Source organism: Streptomyces sp. NPDC050560 (assembly GCF_044457285.1).
Taxonomy (GTDB): domain Bacteria; phylum Actinomycetota; class Actinomycetes; order Streptomycetales; family Streptomycetaceae; genus Streptomyces.
The window spans coordinates 216,353-235,026 of the sequence record NZ_JBITGT010000003.1 but is presented as its reverse complement, the minus strand read 5'-3'; the positions used below and the strand labels follow the sequence as shown (position 1 = coordinate 235,026).

Here is an 18,674-nt window from a genome sequence, read left to right as displayed (position 1 = left end):
GTCCCCTCTCCTGGTTCGCCTCGGCGAGCCCTCAGTCCATGACCCCGTTGAGGACGCCGCCGTCCACGACGAGGTCGGTGGAGGTGATGAAGTCGGCGTCGGACGAGGCGAGGAACGCGACCGCGGAGGCGATGTCCTCGGGCCTGCCGCCGCGGCCCAGCATGTTGCCCCGGCGCGGCCGTCCCACGGGCTCCTCGGCCCTGCCGACGGGCGAGCCCACCTTGTTGGGGGTCACCGAGTTGACGCGGATGCCGTGCGGCGCGAGTTGGGCGGCGAGCGAGCGGGTCATGTTGATGACGCCGGCCTTGGCCGCCGGGTAGGCGAGCGCGTTGGGCCTTGCCCGGTAGCCGGAGGTGGAGCCGATGTTGACGATCGCGCCACCGCGGCCCTGGTCGACCATGCGCCCCGCGGCGTACTTGGTGACGACGAAGACGCTGGTGAGCGTGGTGCGCAGGACCCGATCCCACTCCTCCTCCGCCAGGTCGAGCACGGTGGCGCCGCGGTCGGTGGTGGCGACGTTGTTCACGAGCACGTCGAGGCCGCCGAGCCGCTCGACGACCTCGTCCACCAGGGTGCGCACCGCGGCGCTGTCGGCCACGTCGCAGACGAACGCGGCCGCGGCGCCCGGGAGTTCGGACTCGATCGCCTTCACGGTGAGTTCCGCGCGGCCGCGGTCCATGTCGACCGCCGCCACCCGGGCGCCCTCCCTGGCGAGCCGCAGGGCGATGGCGGCGCCGATGTTGCGGCCCGCGCCCGTCACCACGGCCGTCTTCCCCTGGAATCTCCCCTGGAGCGTCATGCGTGCGCCTGCCTTTCTGCGGGGCTCTCGTCGGGTCGGGCGTCGCCGGTGCCGTCCCCGCGGGCGCGGCGGGCGCGCAGCCGGGCGGTGGCCTCCTCGTCCACGGTGGGCGGTGCGTGCGGCCGGTCGCGCAGCAGCACCCCGTAGTCGGACTCGGCCGCGGCACGTGACACGTATCCGGCGCGTACGTCGGCGAGCACGGCCGCCGGGTCGCGCGCGAGCGGCGGGCCGAAGCCGCCGCCGCCCGGTGTCTCCAGCACGAACCGTTCGCCGGGCGCCAGCGGCAGGTCGGCGTAACGGGACGGCAGGACGCGCTCGCGGTCGGTGCCGGGGTTGACGGTGAGGCGGCCGATGCGGCCGGGCCCGCCGCCGTCGACGCCGAGCGGGGCGACCTTGTGGCGGGTGGAGCGCAGCGAGAAGCGGGCGGGTTCGAGCACCTCGTACTCGCGCAGGATGCCGAGGCCGCCGCGGTGGCGTCCCGGCCCCGCGGAGTCGGGGATCAGCTCGCAGCGCACGATGCGGGCGGCGTACTCACTCTCGACGATCTCCACCGGGGCGATCCTGCCGTTGGTGTGGTTGACGGAGGACCCGGAGACCCCGTCGTGCCCGGGGCGGGCCCCGGTGCCGCCGCCGAACAGTTCGTACTGCACGTACTTCCTGGCGCCGGGGGTGTGGCCGCCGCTCATCACGAAGGAGCGGCTCGCACAGCCGTCGGCGCGGCCCTTGCCGGGCACGAGGTGGCTCATGGCGTCGAAGACGGCGTCCACCACGGCGTGCACGGTGGGGTTGTAGGTGTTGACCGCGGCGGGGAAGCGCGGGTCGACGACGCTGCCCGGGCGGGTGGTGAGGGTGAGCGCGTCGAGCAGCCCCGAGTTGACGTAGGTGTCGGTGCCGAGCAGGGCGATGACGACGTAGGCGCAGGCGGCGCGGAGCAGCGGGGGGCGGATGTTGGCGGGGCCCGCGGTCTGGTCGTCGCTCGCGGTGAAGTCGAACGCGATCCGGTCGCCGGTCTTGCGCACCGCCACATGGACGCGGAAGGAGCGCTCCAGGTCGATGCCGTCGTCGTCGACGAACCGCTCGGCCTGGTACGCGCCGTCCGGCCAGGCAGCGAAGGCGGCGCGCACCCTGGCCTCGGAGACGTCGAGGAGTTCGCGGAAGTAGCCGCGCAGGGCCGCCGTGCCGTGCCGCTCGGCGATCTCGGCGAGCCGCCGCTCGCCGAGGCGTACCGCGCCGAGCTGGCCGCGCATGTCGCCCACCACGACCTCGGGCGAGCGGCTGTTGGCGGCGATGATGCGTTCCAGGTCCCGGTGGGTGGTGAAGTCGCGCTGGTAGCGGACGGCGGGCAGGTGCAGGCCCTCGTTGTACGTCTCGCGGGCGCTGGCGGAGCAACTGCCGGGCACCGGGCCGCCGATGTCGCCCTTGTGGGCCATGCTGGCGGCGAAGCCGAGGAGTTCGCCGCCGACGAAGACGGGGCAGATGAGGAAGAAGTCGGGGGCGTGCGGACTGCCGCCCTCGTAGGTGTGGTTGATGAGGTACGCGTCGCCCGGCGCGAGGTCGTCGCCGTACTCGGTGAGGACCGCGGACGCGCAGGCGGGGAACGCGCCGATGTGCAGCGGGAGCACGACGTGCTGTGCGATCACCTTGCCCGCGGCGTCGAGCAGCGCGCAGGAGGCGTCCTGGGACTCCCGGATGATGGTGGAGTAGCCGGTGCGGAAGAGCGCGTACTGCATCTCCTGGACGACGCCGGAGAGCCGGGCGCGCAGCACCTGGAAGGTGATGGGGTCGGTGGGCATCACGCCTCCTCGGCGGGCGGGTCCCCCGCGGCGGTCAGGGGGTGCAGGAAGAGGTTGAGCCTGCGGTCGACGGTGACGCGCTGCCCCGGCAGTACGACCACGGTGGTGTCCTCCTGGTCGATGACCGCGGGCCCGGTGAACTCAAGTCCCGGGTCGAGGAGTTGGCGGGCGTACACCGGGCAGTCGAGCGTGCGCGGGCCGAAGCGGACGGGGCGCCGCCCGGTGCGTGCCCCGTCGAGGGTGCGCCCTGCGGGCTCGTGCTCGGGCAGCCGCACCTCGGGCACCCTGCCGCGCCCTGTGACCCGGTAGGAGACGATCTCGGCGCGCTCGCCGGGCGCCGCGTGCCCGAAGCGCTCCAGGTGCTCGGCGTCGAACGCCTTGCGGACGAGCGCGAGCCAGTCGCCGTCGGCGGCCTCGGCGGGGAGGGGCACGGTGACCTCGTAGCCCTGTCCCGCGTAGCGGATGTCGAGGGCCTCCTCGATGTCGACGGCGTCGGCGGCGAAGCCCTCGGCGGTGAGTTCCGCGCGTGCGGCGGCGGCCAGTTCGTCCAGTACCTCGCGTACGGCGGCGGGCGCGACGGTGTCCAGCGGGTCGAGCCGGGAGCGCAGGTGGTCGTGGCGGACGTCGGCCATGAGCAGGCCGAGCGCGGAGAACACCCCGGGGTGGGCGGGGACGATGACGCCCGCCATGTGGAGTTCCGCGGCGAGCGCGGCGGCGTGCACGGGGCCCGCGCCGCCGAACGCGACGAGGGCGAAGTCGCGCAGGTCGTAGCCGCGCATGGTGGAGATGCCCTTGATGGCCTCCTGCATCTGGGTGTTGACGACCTCCACGATGCCGCGGGCGGCCTCCTCGGTGTCCAGGCCGAGCGGCCGCGCCACATGGGTGCGCACGGCCTCGGTGGCCGCCCCGGTGTCGAGCGCGAGGGAGCCGCCGAGCCGAGAGCGGTCGCTGAGGTAGCCGAGGACGAGGTTGGCGTCGGTGACGGTGGGCCGGGTGCCGCCGCCGCGGTAGCAGGCGGGCCCCGGCACGGAGCCCGCGCTGTCCGGGCCGACGGTCAGCACGCCCTGGGCGTCGACCGAGGCGAGGGTGCCGCCCCCCGCGGACACGGTGTCGATCTCCAGCGCCGCGAGCCCCACCTGCCGTCCCCCGATGGGGCGGCCGGGGCCGAGACGCGGCTCGCCGCCCTCGATCAGCGCGACGTCGCAGGAGGTGCCGCCCATGTCGAAGGTGATGACCCGGTCGTGGCCGCAGAGCGCGCTGATCCTGGCGCCCGCGGCGACCCCGCCCGCGGGCCCGGAGAGCAGGGTGGCCGCGGGGGTCCTCGCGGCGCCCTCGAAGGTGGCGGTGCCGCCGTTGGACTGCATCACGTACGCCTGCCGCGTGGTGACACCGGCCCGGCGCAGGCTCGCGCGGAGGTTGGTGAGGTAGCGCTCGACGGTGGGTTGCAGATAGGCGTTGACGACGGTGGTGCTCAGCCGGGTGTACTCGCGGATCTGCGGCAGCACGTCGGAGCTGAGCGACACATAGCGCCCGGGCAGTTCCTCGTGGGCGATCTCCCGCACCCGCCGCTCGTGGCGCGGGTGGAGGTGGGAGAAGAGGAGGCACACCGCGAGCGAGTCGATGTCGGTGGCGGCCAGTTCGCGCAGGGTCCCGCGCAGGGCGTCCTCGTCGAGCGGCAGCAGCACCTCGCCGCGGTGGCCGACGCGCTCGCGGACCTCGCCGGTGCGGTGCTCGGGGGCGAGCAGGGCGGGCTTCGCGTACTCCAGGTCGAAGAGGGCGGGGCCGTGCGGGCGGGCCTGCTCCATGATTTCGTAGATGCCGCGGAAGCCCTCGGTGACCAGCAGCCCGGTGCGGGCGCCCTTCTCCTCCAGGAGGGCGTTGGTGCCGACGGTGGTGCCGTGGCAGAAGGAGGTGACCGACCTGTCGGGGGCCGCGGCGAGGTGGCGCTCGACGCCGTCGGTCACGGCGAGCGAGGGGTCGTCGGGGGTCGAGAGGATCTTGGCGATGGTGATCTCGCCCGTCGCCTCGTCGAGGTGCACGAAGTCGGTGAAGGTGCCGCCGGTGTCGACGGCGATCCGGTGGCCGCTCACGGGCGTCCCGCCGGGGTGTCGTCGGGCCCTGCGGCGCCGTCCGCGGCGTACAGGCCGGCGATGTCGTCGACGGTGATGTGTTCCATCGCCTCCCGGACGGTGGCCGCCACCGGCAGCTCGTGTCCGACGGTGGCGGCCATGCGCCGGGCGTTGGCGAGGTCCTTGCGGTGCCAGGTGAGCCGCATGAGTTCCATCTCGGCGATGGTGCGGCTCGCGGCGGGCCCGTCGAGGAGGGCGGCGCGCAGCCGGCCCGGGTGCACACCGAGGGCGCGGCCGAGCCGCAGCGCCTCCACGATGGCGGACAACTGCCCCCAGTGGCACAGGTTGTTGACGGTCTTGCCGACCTGTCCCGAGCCGAGCGGCCCGAGGTGGTGGACGGTCTTGGTCCAGGGGGCGAGATGGGGGCGCACCGAGTCGAGCACCTTCTCCTCGCCGCCGACGAGCAGGTTGACCTCACCGGCCTCGGCGGCCCGCACACCCCCGGTGAGGGCCGCGTCCAGTACCTCCACACCGTACGGGCGCGCCGCCTCGGCGATCTCGCGGCAGGTGTCGGGGGTGACCGAGGAGCAGACGAGGATGACGGTGCCGGGCGCGGCGGCCGACAGGATGCCGCCCTCGCCGCGGCAGACGTCGAGGACGTCCTGGTCGGAGGGGACCATCACGATGACGGTGCCGGTGGCGGCGGCGACTTCCGCGGTGGTGGCGGCGGGCACGGCACCGGCCCGCGCCACCCGCTCCATCAGGCCGGTGTCCGCGTCATGGCAGTACGTGGGCACTCCGGAGCGCGCCAGTATCTCGGCCGCAGGGCGCCCCATCGCGCCGAGGCCGATCAGACCGACGGCGCTGCCGCCCGGGGACGCGGGGTGGCCGGAGTGTTGCGGTGTGGGCATCTTTCCCTCTTTCACGACGGGGCGGACAGGCCGCGGACGGGCACGACGCCGGGACACGGGCCGCGGACGGCGGGTGTCGGTTGGGGGCGTGCCGGGGCGGTGTGGTGTGCCGGGGATGGGTGGCGTGCCGGGGGTGGTGGCGTGCCGGAAGTGGGGGTGAGCGGTCAGTCGCGCCGCCAGCGCAGCAGGCGGCGCTCCAGCAGGGTGATCAGGCCGACGCCGATGATGACCAGCGCCATCAGCAGGATGATCCCGGCGTAGACCCCGGGCGAGTCGAAGAGGTCGGTGGAGTTGCGCACGTAGTAGCCGAGGCCGCTGTTGGCGGCGACGAACTCACCGACGACGACACCGATCATCGCGAAGGACACCCCCGCCTTGAGACCGGCCAGGATCGGCACGGTCAACTGCGGCAGGATCAGCTTGCGGATGAGGGTGGTGCGCCCGGCTCCCATGATCTGTAGCGTCGCCAGCAGGCCCCTGGGGACGGTGCTCATCCCCATGTAGACGTTGTAGAACATCACGAAGAAGACGGTCATGGCGGCGATGGCCACCTTGGAGCCGAGCCCGATGCCGAACCAGAGCAGGAACAGCGGCGCGAGGGCGATCTTCGGGACGCTGTTGACGGCCGCGAGCAGCGGTTCGAGGATGGCCGCCGCCACCTTCCAGGTGCCGAGCAGCACACCGACGATCAGCCCGCCGACCGCGCCGAGCACATAGCCGAGCAGCAGTTCCTCGGTGGTGATCCCGAGGTCGGACCAGACGGAGCCGCCCGCGAAGAGGTGGTAGAGGCGCCGCGCCACGTCCGCGGGGTTGCTGATGAGGTAGGTCGGCAGCAGGGAGCCGCTGGCCAACTGCCAGCCACCGAGGACGACCACCACGACGGCGATTCGGCCCAACTGCACACCGGTACCGCCCCGCGTCCTCAACTTCTTTGCGCGCCTGCCCAGTTCGGCGTCGGCGCCGTCCGCGACCGAACGCCGTGGTGTGTCAGTCGTCGTCGCCATGCCGGTCCTCCTCGGTCTCGGTGCCCTGCCGGCCGCGGCGGCCCGCGGTGTCGATCTCGGTGCGGAAGTGGTGCCAGAGCCGCTGGTGCACGGCGGCGAACTCGGCGCTCTCGCCGATCTCGTAGACGTTGCGCGGCCGCGGCAGCGGGATGTCCACGACCGCCTTGATCCGGCCCGGCCTGCGGGTCATCACCACGACCTTGTCCGAGAGGGTGATCGCCTCGTTGAGGTCATGGGTGACGAACATGACGCTCTTGCGCCTGCTGGACCACAGGTCGAGCAGCACCTCCTGGAGCACGGAGCGGGTGATGGCGTCGACCGCGCCGAACGGCTCGTCGAGCAGCACCACGTCGGGGTCGTAGCAGAGGGTGCGCGCGATCGAGCAACGCTTCTGCATGCCGCCGGAGAGCTGGTGGGGGTAGGAGTCGGCGAAGCCGTCGAGGCCGACCAGCTCCAGCCACTCGGTGCCGAGGGCGCGCCGCCGCTTGGCCGGGAACTTCTTCACCTCAAGCGCCAGTTCAATGTTCTGACGTGCCGTCAGCCACGGGAAGAGGTTGGAGTCCTGGGACACGTAGCCGATGCTGGTGTTGACGCCCGTGACCCGGCCGCCCTGCACCCGCACCGCTCCCCCGGTGGGCGCGATGAGGCCCGCGGCCATGTTGAGCAGGGTGCTCTTGCCGCAGCCGCTCGGCCCCACGACGGAGCAGAACTCCGCCTCGGCGACGGAGAAGTCCACCCCGTCGAGCGCGAGGAAGGGCCGGCCCGTGGGCGGGGAGAAGCGCTGGGTGACACCGGCGAACTCGATCGCGGGCCGCGCTCCCCGGCCCGGCTCCCCGGCCGCGGGCGCGCTCGCCGCGGCCGATGCTGCGGCGGAAGCCGCCGTGGATTCCATGTCCGAACTGTCCTCTCGCTCGCGGGTCAGGGGCGGGCGCCCGGCCCTGGGGCGTGTCCGCAAAGTGGCGTCGCTCGCCCGGAGGGCGGGGTGGCGGCGTCCGGTGCGTGCGGAAGGCGTCGCAGGGCAGGCGTGGCTCCGCGGACGCGCCCTGGCGGTCAGCCCTTGCGCGCCGCCGCCCTGTCGATGTACTTGTTCGTCCACAGGCCGTTCTCGGACATGTCGAGGGAGCCGGAGTCGCCGAGGGTGCCGGTGGCCTTGGTGACGGCCAGCGCGTCGTCCCACATCTTCCGCGTGAACAGGCCGTCGGGGGTCCACTGCACGTTCTTGAGCGCCTTCAGCAGGTCGTCCTCGCTGTAGGTCGGGAAGTGCTTGGCCTCAAGAGCCAGTACCGAACGCGGGTCACGGCGCATCAGGTTCTCGGCGCGGGCCAGCGCCGTGGCGACCGCCTTGGTCGTCTTCGTGTTCCCCTGGGCGTACTTGGGCGTCGTGATCAGCAGGTCGTACGCCATGTCCTTCCACTCCGGCACCTCGGAGCCGGAGGCGAGCACGGTGGCGTCCGCCTTGCGCGCGATGTAGTACGACGACGGCGGCGAGCCCACGAAGATCTGGAGCGTGCCGTGCTGGAGCGCGGTGGCCCCGGCCGCGTCGGAACCCACCGTCACGTACTTCACCGCGGAGGTGGGCACCCCCGACTCGGTGAGCAGCAGCTTCAGGAACTGGATGCCGGTCGACGAGATCGCGGCGTCCTGAGCGCCCTTCAGACCGCGGATACGCTGCTTGAGCGGCTGGTCGGTGGTGATGTGGTGCTTGGCCATCCAGTCCTTCGACACCACGAACTGCACGGAGGCGCCGTAGTCGAGCGAGGTCACCGCCTGGAGCTTGACGCCCTGACTCGACGCCAGCAGCAGGGCGTTGGAGGAGAGCGTGGCGAACTGGACGCTGCCGCCCTGGAGCGCCGCGTTGGTCTGGCTGCTGCCCTGGAGCAACTGCGTCTTGACCTGGACACCGGCGTCCTTGAAGTACCCCTTCTCGATGGCGACGTCCACCGCGCTGAAGCCCACGGTGTCGACCGCCTTGCCGATGGTCACCGTCGGCACCCCACCGGAACCGGCCTGCCCCGAGGCGTCCGCGCAGGCGGTGACGGAGACCGCGGTCAGCAGCGCCACGGCGGAGAGGGCGGCCAGACGGGGAGTGCGGAAGCGCGGTCCTGGCCGGGGCGGTTGGGGTGTCAGGGGTGGGGCCGGGGTGGACGCGAGGGGTGCGGATGGTGGTTCGCCCGGCGAGTCCGGTGGGTCCGGTGCGTCCGTGGAGTCTGCGGAGTCTGCGGAGTCCGTCGAGTCTGCGGGATTCAGGGGGCTCGGGGGTCGTGGCATGGCCGCGATTCATCTCCTTCCGGGCCGACCGCGTTTGTCGGCACGAACGTGCCCAGGTACGGGCGCGAGCGGGAAGTGCGGTGCGACAACGGCTCGCCGGGCCTTTCTCCGGACCCGGAGCCGCGAGAATGCGGGGGAAATCGGGGAAAACGCGGGTGCGCGCAAGTGCCGACCCGGCCCTGGGCTGGGCCAATGGGTGGCCGAACTCACATTAGCTTGGAGTTACGGTCAGACCATTGTCAATGGTCGCGCCTAAATTAACGAGCCTGGCGGTGCTGACCTGGCGCAATCCACCGGAGGCGGCGAGCGGGGCACGAGAGCTTCCCGGTTTACGGGAGGGGCCGGGAATTCGCGAGAGGGGCGAGGATAAAGCTGACGGAGGGATTTCTGGGGTGCGAGTGGCGGATGTTATGCGGGAGGGGAGGGGGAATTCGGGGGACTCCGTTGGCTGAATCCGTCCCGGACTGCGATGTCACCGAGGCCCACCGCCTGATCTTGGTGTCTACCCTTGTGTTGGGCCTTACCGCCTGCCGCCGCTGTCTGGCCCCCTCGCCTTGCGGGGCACTAGCCACCCCCCATATAGCGCCTCCGGAGACGAGTGAAGGCGGCGGGTCTCGGGCGGTGCGGGAGGAGTTCCTTGATGCGCTGCGCGCATGCGCGCGGGCTCGCCGTGCTGGTGTCGCACTCCATGTCGTAGTCACCGTGGGCGTGGACCACGGCGTACTGGCGCGCCGCGAGGCCGGGAGGACGGTCGCCCCTGGACAGCTCGCGGCGGACCAGCTCGTCGAGCGGGCAGTGGACGCCGACGAACAGCACGTCCTCCGGCGGCAGCACCGCCAGACAGTCGAGCAGCCGCCACGGCTCGCTCAGCACATGGTCGACGACAATGTCGTTGCCCACCTCGGCCATGGCCGCGACCGACCGGTGAAAGCCCATCCTGGTCCGCCGTAGCGCGGCATCAAGCTCCTCCTCGCCGAGGCTCCGCCTGCTGCGCATCGCGTTGAAGCTGTCGACCGCCAGATGGAAGAAGACACCGTCGTCCAGGATCTCCAGCAGCTCCCGGGCAATGCTCGACTTCCCCGAACTGGAAGTGCCGTTGAGGAAGATGATCCGACCCGATCCCATATCGGCATGGTCACATGGGGCCTGCGGGGCGGGCGCGGTGCGGGGGGGGGATGGTGAGTGGGTGGGGTGGATTGTTGGGTGGGGGATGGTCCCGGGGTGGGTACGGGGGAAATGGCGGGGGTGGCTTGGTGGCGGGCTGAGTGCTAGTGTAGGCGGAGATACGGCGCTGTCCCGTTGAGGTGGTCTACCTCCGGGGTTTTGTACGGCTCCCGACTCGGCCCCATTTTTTAGGCTCGTTCGCCTCCCGGGCGCTGGACTCGATGTCCCGCGTAGCCCGTGTTACTCCGCTCCTTCGTCGCTGCGCTCCGCGCGCGTCCTTGGGGCACACGGGGCTTCGCCACCGGACGTGAGAACAGGCGGAAGGCCATCCGTAGCGAGCAGGTCAGCCTCCCGGCGTCACCTGCTCCCTTCTCAAAACCCCACGCCCCTCCCCCACCCCATTGCGCACTCCCCACCAACCTCACCGGGCCTGTCGAACCCACCAGACCCACCAGACCCACCAACCACCCCAGAGAGCCAAAGAAGCCATATGACCATCGCAGTTGAAGCACCCCGAACCGCCGAACCGGCGCCCCGTTCCCCGCAGTCGGCCCACCCTCCCCACCAGGACGCCCAGGAGGTGACCGGTGTCCTCGATCTCACGTCGGGTGGGCACGGGTTCCTGCGGCGTTCCGATCTGCTGCCCACGCCAAGTGACCCCCGTGTTCCCGCGGATCTGATTCGCCGTCACCGGCTGCGTGCCGGGGACCGTGTCACCGGGGTCCTCGGGCCGCGCGGGAAACTCCATGACCTTGCCGAAGTGCCCGCGAAGCGGGCCATGTTCCATGAGCTGACGCCGCTTCACCCGCACCGGCCGCTGCGCCTCGAACACCCGGGGGGCGGACTCGCGCCGCGGGTCATCGATCTCGTCGCGCCGATCGGCAAGGGGCAGCGCGGGCTCATCGTCGCGCCGCCCCGGGCGGGCAAGACCGTACTGCTCCAGCAGATCGCGGCAGCCGTCACCGCCAACCACCCCGACTGCCACCTGATGACCCTGCTCGTCGACGAGCGCCCCGAAGAGGTCACCGACATGCGCCGCAGTGTGCGCGGGGAGGTGTTCGCCTCCACCTTCGACCGGCCGCCCAAGGACCACATCGCCCTCGCCGAACTCGCCGTCGAACGCGCCAAGCGGCTCGTCGAACAGGGGCGGGACGTGGTGCTGCTGCTCGACTCCCTCACCCGGCTGTGCCGCGCGCACAACAACGCCGCGGGAGCCGGCGGGCGCACCCTCTCCGGCGGTGTCGACGCCCGCGCGCTGCACGGGCCCAAGCGGCTGTTCGGCGCGGCACGGCAGACCGAGGAGGGCGGGTCGCTGACCATCATCGCCACCGCCCTCGTCGAGACCGGCTCACGCGCCGACGACTACTTCTTCGAGGAGCTGAAGAGCACCGGCAACATGGAGCTGCGCCTCGACCGCACCGCCGCAGAAGCCCGGCTGCACCCCGCCGTCGCCGTCACCCCCTCCGGCACCCGCCGCGAGGAGCTGCTGGTCTCCCCCGCCGACCTCGGCGCCGTACACACCCTGCGGCGCGCCCTGGCGCGGCACGACGCGCCCACCGCCCTGGAGACCCTGCTGCACGGGCTGCGGCGCACCCCCGACAACGCCGCCTTCCTCTCCGCCGCCGCCCCGCGCTGACACCCGAACGGTCCCGCGGCGCAATCCGGAGGGGCGACGTCCGCCCCCTCGCAAGAGCGGTGCCGCCGTCTTAGAGTGGCGCACGTCACGTTTTCCGTGAATCCGCCCGGGCTCCTTGGAGGGCCGATGACCCGTGTTTCGGTGACAGTGGACGGCACGACGTACGAGGACGAGGTGGAGCCACGGCTGCTCCTCGTCCACTACCTGCGCGAACGGCTGGGGCTCACCGGGACCCCGGTCGGCTGTGACACCAGCAACTGCGGCGCCTGCACGGTCGACTGCGACGGGGCCACGGTGAAGAGCTGCTCCATGCTGGCGGTCCAGGCCGACGGCGGCACGGTGACCACCATCCAGGGGCTGGCGGCCCCCGACGGCACCCCGCACCCGCTGCAACAGGCGTTCCACGAGCACCACGCCCTTCAGTGCGGCTACTGCACCCCGGGCATGATCATGGCGGCCCGGGACCTGCTCTCCGAGAACCCGGCGCCCAGCAGGGACGAGGTGCGGCAGGCGCTGGAGGGGAACCTCTGCCGGTGCACCGGCTACCAGAACATCGTGGACGCGGTCATCGCCGCCGCCGACGCCTCCCGCGCCGACGAGCCCGCGGTGCCCGCCGAGGAGGCGACGGTGGCATGACCGAGCAGCTTTCCACCGGCGCGGAGACCGAGGTCGGCAGGGCCAGGCCGCGCAAGGAGGACGCCAGGCTGGTCACCGGGCAGACCACCTGGACGGACAACATCACCGTGGCCGGGATGCTGCACATGGCCCTGGTGCGCAGCCCCGTGCCGCACGCCCGTGTCGACCGGGTCGACGTGTCGGCGGCGCTCGGGGAGCCCGGCGTCATCGCCGCGTTCACCGGCCGCGACCTCGCCGAAGGGCTCGGCTCGCTGCCCTGCGCCTGGCCGGTGACCGAGGACATCGTGCTGCCCGACCACCCGCCGCTCGCCGTGGACGAGGTGCGCTACGCGGGCGAGCCGGTGGCGGTGGTCGTCGCCCGGGACCGGTACGCCGCGGCCGACGCGCTGGAGGCAGTGGAGGTCGACTACACCCCGCTCGACCCGGTGCTCGACCTGGAGGCGGCGCTCGACGACGGCGCCCCGCTCGTCCACGCCGGGCACGGCACCAACCGCAGCTACCTGTGGCCGCTCGACACCGGCGAGGACTACGCGGCGGTGCGCGAGCGCGCCGACGTGGTGCTGCGGCGCAGATACCACCAGCAGCGGCTGGTGCCCAACGCCATGGAGCCGCGCTCCGTGGTGGTCACCCCGCTGGCCGCGTCCGGCGAGTACACCGTCTACTCGGCCACCCAGATCCCGCACATCCTGCGGGTGATGCTCGCCACCGTCACCGGCGTCCCCGAGCACAAACTGCGCGTCGTCGCGCCCGACGTCGGCGGCGGCTTCGGCTCCAAACTCCAGGTGTACGGGGAGGAGGCGCTGGCGCTCGCGGTGGCCAGGAGGCTCGGGCGGCCCGTGAAGTGGACGGAGTCGCGCTCCGAGGCGTACCTCGCCACCCACCACGGCCGCGGCCAGGTCCAGGACATCGAGGTCGCGGCGGCCGCGGACGGGCGGCTGCTCGGGCTCAAGGTGGACCTCCTCGCCGACATGGGCGCGTATCTGATGCTGGTCACACCCGGCATCCCGATCCTGGGCGCGTTCATGTACCCGGCGATCTACAAGATGGACGCCTACTCCTTCCGCTGCACGGGGGTGTTCACGACCCGCACGCCCACCGACGCCTACCGCGGCGCCGGACGGCCCGAGGCCACCTTCGCCATCGAGCGGATCATGGACGACCTGGCGGCCGAACTCGGCGTCGACCCGATCGAGTTGCGGCGGCGCAACTGGATCGGGCACGACGAGTTCCCGTACGCCTCCATCGCGGGGCTCACCTACGACAGCGGGAACTACGAGGCGGCCACGGACCGGGCGCTCGACCTGTTCGGGTACGACGCGCTCCGCGTCGAGCAGCGGGAGCGGCAGCGGCGCGGCGACCGGGTGCGGCTCGGCATCGGGGTGTCCACGTACACCGAGATGTGCGGGCTCGCGCCGAGCCGGGTGCTGCGCGACCTCCGGTACGCGGCGGGCGGCTGGGAGGCGGCGAGCATCAGGATGCTGCCCACCGGCAAGGTCGAGGTGGTCACCGGCACCAGCCCGCACGGCCAGGGCCACGCCACGTCCTGGAGCCAGATCGCGGCCGACGTGCTCGGGGTGCCCTTCGAGGACGTCGAGGTGGTGCACGGCGACACCAGGTCGGCGCCGCAGGGCATGGACACCTACGGCTCCCGCTCGCTCGTGGTGGGCGGCGCCGCGGTGCACGGGGCGGCGCGGAAGGTGGTCGAGAAGGCGCGCAGGGTCGCGGCCCACCTGCTGGAGGCCGCCGAGGACGACCTCGACTTCAGCGGGGGCGTGTTCTCGGTGAAGGGCTCGCCCGACGCGCGCAGGACGATCCAGGAGGTCGCCTTCGAGACGTTCTCCTCGCACGACCTGCCGGACGGCATGGAGCCCACCATCAACGCGGAACAGGTCGTGGACCCGGACAACTTCTCGTATCCGCACGGCACCCACCTGTGTGCCGTGGAGGTCGACACCGAGACCGGGCGGGTCGCCATCCGCTCGTACGTGGGCGTCGACGACGTCGGCAGGGTCGTCAATCCGACGATCGTGCGGGGGCAGGTGCACGGCGGGCTCGCGCAGGGCATCGCGCAGGCCCTGTACGAGGAGGCGGTGTACGACGCCGACGGCAACCTCGTCTCCGGGTCCATGGCCGACTACCTGGTGCCGGCCGCGCCCGACCTGCCCGACTTCGTCACCGACCGCACCGAGACCCCGGCCACCTCCAACCCGCTCGGCGCCAAGGGCGTCGGCGAGGCGGGCACCATCGCCTCCACGCCCGCGGTGGTCAACGCGGTGGTGGACGCGCTGCGCCCGCTGGGGGTCACCGACGTCACCATGCCATGCAGCCCGGGCCGGGTCTGGGAGACCCTGCGGGAGGCGGCGGCGCGCGAGGAGGGAGCGGCATGATCCCGGCGGCGTTCGACTACCGGCGGCCCGGCACGGTCGACGACGCGGTGCGGCTGCTCGCCGACGCGGGCGACGAGGCCAAGGTGCTCGCGGGCGGGCAGAGCCTGCTGCCGCTGCTGCGGCTGCGCTTCGCGTTCCCCGAACTCGTCGTGGACATCGGCAGGCTCGACGCGCTGCACGGGGTGTCGGAGGACGGGGACAGCCTGGTCATCGGGGCGTGCACCACCCACCACGAGGTGATCCGCGACCCGCTGGTGCGGCGGCACGCGGGACTGCTCGCGGCGGCCACCGCCACGGTCGCCGACCCCGCGGTGCGCCACCGCGGCACCCTGGGCGGCTCGCTCGCCCACGCCGACCCGGCGGGCGACCTGCCCGCGGTGGCGCTGGCCCTCGGCGCCGAGCTGGTGCTGCGCGGCCCCGGCGGACCGCGGACCGTACCGGCGCGCGAGTTCTTCGTGGACTACCTCCAGACCGCGCTCGCACCCGACGAACTCCTCACGGCCGTCAGGGTGCCGAAGCGCGGCGGCTGGGGCTTCCACTACGAGAAGTTCAGCCGCGGCACACAGGCGTGGGCCATGGTCGGGGTGGCCGCGCTGGTGCGGCACGCGGACGGGTCCTTCGCCGACGCCAGGATCGGGCTGACCAACATGGGCGCCACCCCGCTGCGTGCGACTGCCGTCGAGGACGCGCTGCGCGGGGTGTCCGTCGAGGAGGCGGCCGTGGGACGGGCCGCGGAGGCGGCGGACGAGGGCACGGCCCCCGCGTCGGAACCCGCCGTGTCCGCCGACTACCGGCGCCATCTCGCCCGGGTGCTGACCCGGCGCGCCGTGCTGGCGGCGGCGGGGGCGTGACCGCCGCCGGGCCGCAGCGGCCGCCCGTGGCGGGGGGCGGCCCCGACCTGCTGCGGGAGCGGCTCGCGGAGAGCGGGTACCTCGTCGACGAGGGGCTCGCCATCGCCTGCCACCTGGCGCTGCGGCTGCACCGCCCGCTGTTCTGCGAGGGCGACGCCGGTGTCGGCAAGACGGCGCTGGCGTCCGCGCTCGCCGCCGTACTCGACGCGCCGCTGATCCGGTTGCAGTGCTACGAGGGCATCGACGCCTCGCAGGCACTCTACGACTGGGACTTCCCGCGCCAACTGCTGCATCTGCGGGCCGCGGAGGCGGTGGGCGTGCGGGACGCAGCGCGCGTCGAGGGCGAGTTGTACGACCGCAGGTTCCTGCTGGCCAGGCCGCTGCTGCGGGCGTTGGAGACCTCGCCGTGTGTGCTGCTTGTGGACGAGATCGACCGTGCGGACGACGAGTTCGAGGCGTTCCTGCTCGAACTCCTCTCGGAGTACGCGGTGACGGTGCCGGAGCTGGGCACGCTGCGCGCGGCGGCGCCGCCCGTGGTGGTCCTCACGTCCAACAGGACGCGGGACGTGCACGACGCGCTGAAGCGGCGGTGCCTGTACCACTGGTTCGCGCACCCGGACTTCGCGCGCGAGGCGGCCATCGTGCGGCGCAGGCTGCCGGGGGTGGCGGCGCGGCTCGCCGAGCAGGTGACGGCGGCGGTGCAGGCGCTGCGCGGCGAGGACCTGCTGAAGCCGCCGGGGGTGGCGGAGACCATCGACTGGGCGGAGGCGCTTGCGGCGCTCGGCGCCGACGAGTGGGACGCGGACCTCGCGGTGGCCACCCTCGGCTCGGTGCTGAAGTACCGGGAGGACCTGGAGCGGGCCAGGGCCCTCGACCTGTCCGCGGTGCTCGCGGCGCGCGGGGTGTGAGCGGCGTGGGCGGCGCCGACGGCACGGCGGGGCTCGTGGGCTTCGCGCGCGCCCTGCGGGCCGCGGGCGTGGCCGCGGGCCCCGACCGGGTGCAGACGTTCCTCGCGGCCTGTGCGGAGCTGGGTGCCGGGTGGCGCGGCGGGGTGTACTGGGCGGGCCGGGCCACGCTCTGCGGCGACCCGGACGACCTGGACCGCTACGACCGGGTGTTCGCGGCCTACTTCGGGGGCGGTACGGGGCGTCCGGGGCCGCGGCGCGCGGTGCCGCCCCTGCCGAGGACCCGGGCGCGGGCGGGGGTGACGGCCGTGGACGGGGACGGGCGTGAGCGGGAGGGCCGGGGCGCGGCAACGTCGGTGCTCGCGTCGTCCGCCGAGGTGCTGCGGCACCGGGACATCGGCGATCTGCGCGCGCCGGAACGCGACCAACTGCGGCGGCTGCTGGCCGCGTTCACGCTGCCGGGCGAGCCGCGCAGGGCGGCCAGGCTGCGGCCCGCGCGGCGCGGTGCAGCGGACCCGGGGCGCACCGTGCGCGCGGCGCTGCGCCGCGGCGGCGAGCCCGCGCCGCTGCTGCGCAGGGCGCGCACCGAGCGCCCGCGCGCCGTGGTGCTGCTGGTCGACGTGAGCGGTTCGATGGGGCCCTACGCGGACGCGCTGCTGCGGTTCGCGCACGCGGCGGCGCACGGCGGCTCGGGGCCGCGCACCGAGGTGTTCACGCTGGGGACCAGGCTGACGCGGGTCACCAGGGAGCTGGCGCACCGGGACCCCGAGACGGCGCTTGCCGCGGTGGCGCGCGCGGTGCCGGACTGGCGCGGCGGTACCCGGCTCGGGGAGGGCCTGCGGGTGTTCCTCGACCGGTGGGGGCAGCGTGGCATGGCGCGCGGCGCGGTCGCGGTGGTGCTGTCGGACGGCTGGGAGCGCGGGGACGCGGCGCTGCTCGGCGCCCAGATGCGCCGGCTGCGGCGGCTCGCGCACCGGGTGGTGTGGGCCAACCCCCGTAAGGCGCGGCCCGGTTACGCGCCGCTGGCGGGCGGCATGGCGGCGGCGCTGCCGAGCGTGGACGACTTCGTCGAGGGCCACAGTCTGGCGGCGCTCGAACATCTGGCGGCTGTGGTGAGAGGAGCGGACGGTGCGTGAGATCTTTCCCGCGTTGCGCGACTGGTACGCGGCGGGTTCGCCGTTCGGCCTGGCCACGGTGGTCTCGGTGAGCAGGAGCGCACCGCGCGGGCCGGGTGCCGCGATGGCGGTGGGCCCGGACGACGAGGTGCTGGGCAGCGTGTCGGGCGGCTGTGTCGAGGGCGCGGTGTTCGAGCTGGCGCGTGCGGTGGTGGCGGACGGCGAGGCGCGCACCGAGACCTTCGGCTACAGCGACGAGGACGCGTTCGCGGTGGGGCTCACCTGCGGCGGTGAGGTCACCCTGCTGGTGCGTCCGGTGTCCCCCGCGGCCGATCCCACCTTCGCCGAGGTGGCCGGGTCGGTGGCCGGTGAGCACCCGGTGACCTGGGCGAGCGTGGTCGCGGGCCCGGCGCGGCGGGGCGCGACGCTGGCGGTGTGGCCCGACCGGGTGCTCGGCTCACTCGGCGGCGCGGGCCTCGACGCGGCGGTCACCGCCGACGCCCGCGGGGAGCCGGCGCAGGGCGCCACCGGTCTGCGGCACTACGGGCCCCGGGGGCAGCGCAGACGGGACGAGGTCACGGTGTTCTTGCAGTCGTTCGCGCCGCCGCCGCGGATGCTGGTGTTCGGGGCGATCGACTACGCGGCGGCGGTGGCCGGGATCGGTGAGTTCCTCGGCTACCGGGTGACGGTGTGCGACGCGCGCCCCGTGTTCACGACGCCGCGGCGGTTCCCGCCGGGCGTGGAGGTGGTGGTGGAGTGGCCGCACCGCTATCTGGCGGCCACCGGCACCGACGAGCGCACCGTCGTCTGCGTGCTGACGCACGACCCCAAGTTCGACGTGCCGCTGCTTGAGGAGGCGCTGCGGCGGCCGGCCGCGTACATCGGCGCGATGGGCAGCCGCCGCACCCACGAGGAGCGGGAGGCGCGGCTGCGCGAGCGCGGGGTGGGCGAGGCGGAGCTGGCACGGCTCAGGTCGCCGGTCGGCCTGGACCTCGGGGCGCGTACGCCTCAGGAGGTGGCGGTGTCGGTGGCGGCGGAGATCGTCGCGACCCGCTGGGGCGGCAGCGGCGCCCCGCTGACCACGGAGGCCGGGGCGATCCACGGCTGAGCGGGGCGGACGGACGAGGCGGCCCCCT

The 18,674-nt window shown here is 73.4% G+C and carries 15 protein-coding genes; 7 read left to right on the top strand and 8 right to left on the bottom strand.

Annotated features, from left to right (window positions below):
• Positions 1 to 31 precede the first annotated feature (31 nt).
• From ACIBIW_RS08480 to ACIBIW_RS08445, 8 genes are all read right to left on the bottom strand, one after another.
• Positions 32 to 799: an SDR family NAD(P)-dependent oxidoreductase gene (locus ACIBIW_RS08480; RefSeq protein WP_399333378.1), complete on the bottom strand. Its 768-nt coding sequence runs from the start codon at positions 797 to 799 to the stop codon at positions 32 to 34.
• Positions 796 to 2,592: a hydantoinase B/oxoprolinase family protein gene (locus tag ACIBIW_RS08475; protein ID WP_399333376.1), complete on the bottom strand. Its 1,797-nt coding sequence runs from the start codon at positions 2,590 to 2,592 to the stop codon at positions 796 to 798. The genes ACIBIW_RS08480 and ACIBIW_RS08475 overlap by 4 nt, the downstream gene beginning before the upstream one ends.
• Complete coding sequence (locus ACIBIW_RS08470; RefSeq protein WP_399333374.1) at positions 2,592 to 4,682, bottom strand: hydantoinase/oxoprolinase family protein; 2,091 nt, start codon at positions 4,680 to 4,682, stop codon at positions 2,592 to 2,594. Before ACIBIW_RS08470 ends, ACIBIW_RS08475 begins: the two co-directional genes overlap by 1 nt.
• Positions 4,679 to 5,572 (bottom strand): NAD(P)-dependent oxidoreductase, encoded by an 894-nt coding sequence (locus tag ACIBIW_RS08465; RefSeq protein WP_399333372.1) that lies wholly within the window; start codon positions 5,570 to 5,572, stop codon positions 4,679 to 4,681. Before ACIBIW_RS08465 ends, ACIBIW_RS08470 begins: the two co-directional genes overlap by 4 nt.
• Before the next feature lie 164 nt (positions 5,573 to 5,736).
• Positions 5,737 to 6,576 carry an ABC transporter permease gene (locus ACIBIW_RS08460; protein WP_399333370.1) on the bottom strand — a complete coding sequence of 280 codons (840 nt, stop codon included), beginning with the start codon at positions 6,574 to 6,576 and terminating at the stop codon, positions 5,737 to 5,739.
• Positions 6,560 to 7,468 carry an ABC transporter ATP-binding protein gene (locus ACIBIW_RS08455; protein ID WP_399333368.1) on the bottom strand — a complete coding sequence of 303 codons (909 nt, stop codon included), beginning with the start codon at positions 7,466 to 7,468 and terminating at the stop codon, positions 6,560 to 6,562. The genes ACIBIW_RS08460 and ACIBIW_RS08455 overlap by 17 nt, the downstream gene beginning before the upstream one ends.
• Before the next feature lie 158 nt (positions 7,469 to 7,626).
• Positions 7,627 to 8,637 carry an ABC transporter substrate-binding protein gene (locus ACIBIW_RS08450; RefSeq protein ID WP_399333366.1) on the bottom strand — a complete coding sequence of 337 codons (1,011 nt, stop codon included), beginning with the start codon at positions 8,635 to 8,637 and terminating at the stop codon, positions 7,627 to 7,629.
• Between the two features lie 771 nt (positions 8,638 to 9,408).
• Positions 9,409 to 9,969, bottom strand: a complete 561-nt coding sequence (locus ACIBIW_RS08445; RefSeq protein WP_399333364.1) for a chloramphenicol phosphotransferase CPT family protein — start codon at positions 9,967 to 9,969, stop codon at positions 9,409 to 9,411.
• 529 nt (positions 9,970 to 10,498) lie between these two features.
• On the opposite strand from ACIBIW_RS08445, the gene rho reads away from it, so the two are divergent.
• From rho to ACIBIW_RS08410, 7 genes are all read left to right on the top strand, one after another.
• Complete coding sequence (gene rho, locus ACIBIW_RS08440) at positions 10,499 to 11,644, top strand: transcription termination factor Rho (RefSeq protein WP_399333362.1); 1,146 nt, start codon at positions 10,499 to 10,501, stop codon at positions 11,642 to 11,644.
• A gap of 126 nt (positions 11,645 to 11,770) precedes the next feature.
• Entirely contained in the window at positions 11,771 to 12,280 is a 510-nt protein-coding gene (locus ACIBIW_RS08435) for a (2Fe-2S)-binding protein (RefSeq protein ID WP_399333360.1), read from the top strand.
• The gene (locus ACIBIW_RS08430) at positions 12,277 to 14,667 is read left to right on the top strand and encodes a xanthine dehydrogenase family protein molybdopterin-binding subunit (RefSeq protein ID WP_399333358.1); all 2,391 of its coding nucleotides are present in this window, start codon (positions 12,277 to 12,279) and stop codon (positions 14,665 to 14,667) included. Before ACIBIW_RS08435 ends, ACIBIW_RS08430 begins: the two co-directional genes overlap by 4 nt.
• The gene (locus tag ACIBIW_RS08425) at positions 14,664 to 15,518 is read left to right on the top strand and encodes an FAD binding domain-containing protein (RefSeq protein ID WP_399333356.1); all 855 of its coding nucleotides are present in this window, start codon (positions 14,664 to 14,666) and stop codon (positions 15,516 to 15,518) included. The genes ACIBIW_RS08430 and ACIBIW_RS08425 overlap by 4 nt, the downstream gene beginning before the upstream one ends.
• Positions 15,515 to 16,426 (top strand): AAA family ATPase, encoded by a 912-nt coding sequence (locus ACIBIW_RS08420; RefSeq protein ID WP_399333354.1) that lies wholly within the window; start codon positions 15,515 to 15,517, stop codon positions 16,424 to 16,426. Before ACIBIW_RS08425 ends, ACIBIW_RS08420 begins: the two co-directional genes overlap by 4 nt.
• Positions 16,423 to 17,559, top strand: a complete 1,137-nt coding sequence (locus tag ACIBIW_RS08415; RefSeq protein ID WP_399333352.1) for a VWA domain-containing protein — start codon at positions 16,423 to 16,425, stop codon at positions 17,557 to 17,559. Before ACIBIW_RS08420 ends, ACIBIW_RS08415 begins: the two co-directional genes overlap by 4 nt.
• Positions 17,552 to 18,646, top strand: a complete 1,095-nt coding sequence (locus ACIBIW_RS08410; RefSeq protein WP_399333350.1) for an XdhC family protein — start codon at positions 17,552 to 17,554, stop codon at positions 18,644 to 18,646. Before ACIBIW_RS08415 ends, ACIBIW_RS08410 begins: the two co-directional genes overlap by 8 nt.
• Positions 18,647 to 18,674 lie beyond the last annotated feature (28 nt).

Excerpts from the sequence above, each read along its gene's own strand:
- ACIBIW_RS08435 (WP_399333360.1), top strand. The coding sequence starts at position 11,771 with ATGACCCGTGTTTCGGTGACAGTGGACGGCACGACGTACGAGGACGAG.
- ACIBIW_RS08465 (WP_399333372.1), bottom strand. The coding sequence starts at position 5,572 with ATGCCCACACCGCAACACTCCGGCCACCCCGCGTCCCCGGGCGGCAGC.
- ACIBIW_RS08475 (WP_399333376.1), bottom strand. The coding sequence starts at position 2,592 with ATGCCCACCGACCCCATCACCTTCCAGGTGCTGCGCGCCCGGCTCTCC.
- ACIBIW_RS08425 (WP_399333356.1), top strand. The coding sequence starts at position 14,664 with ATGATCCCGGCGGCGTTCGACTACCGGCGGCCCGGCACGGTCGACGAC.
- rho (WP_399333362.1), top strand. The coding sequence starts at position 10,499 with ATGACCATCGCAGTTGAAGCACCCCGAACCGCCGAACCGGCGCCCCGT.
- ACIBIW_RS08455 (WP_399333368.1), bottom strand. The coding sequence starts at position 7,468 with ATGGAATCCACGGCGGCTTCCGCCGCAGCATCGGCCGCGGCGAGCGCG.
- ACIBIW_RS08445 (WP_399333364.1), bottom strand. The coding sequence starts at position 9,969 with ATGGGATCGGGTCGGATCATCTTCCTCAACGGCACTTCCAGTTCGGGG.
- ACIBIW_RS08480 (WP_399333378.1), bottom strand. The coding sequence starts at position 799 with ATGACGCTCCAGGGGAGATTCCAGGGGAAGACGGCCGTGGTGACGGGC.
- ACIBIW_RS08430 (WP_399333358.1), top strand. The coding sequence starts at position 12,277 with ATGACCGAGCAGCTTTCCACCGGCGCGGAGACCGAGGTCGGCAGGGCC.
- ACIBIW_RS08460 (WP_399333370.1), bottom strand. The coding sequence starts at position 6,576 with ATGGCGACGACGACTGACACACCACGGCGTTCGGTCGCGGACGGCGCC.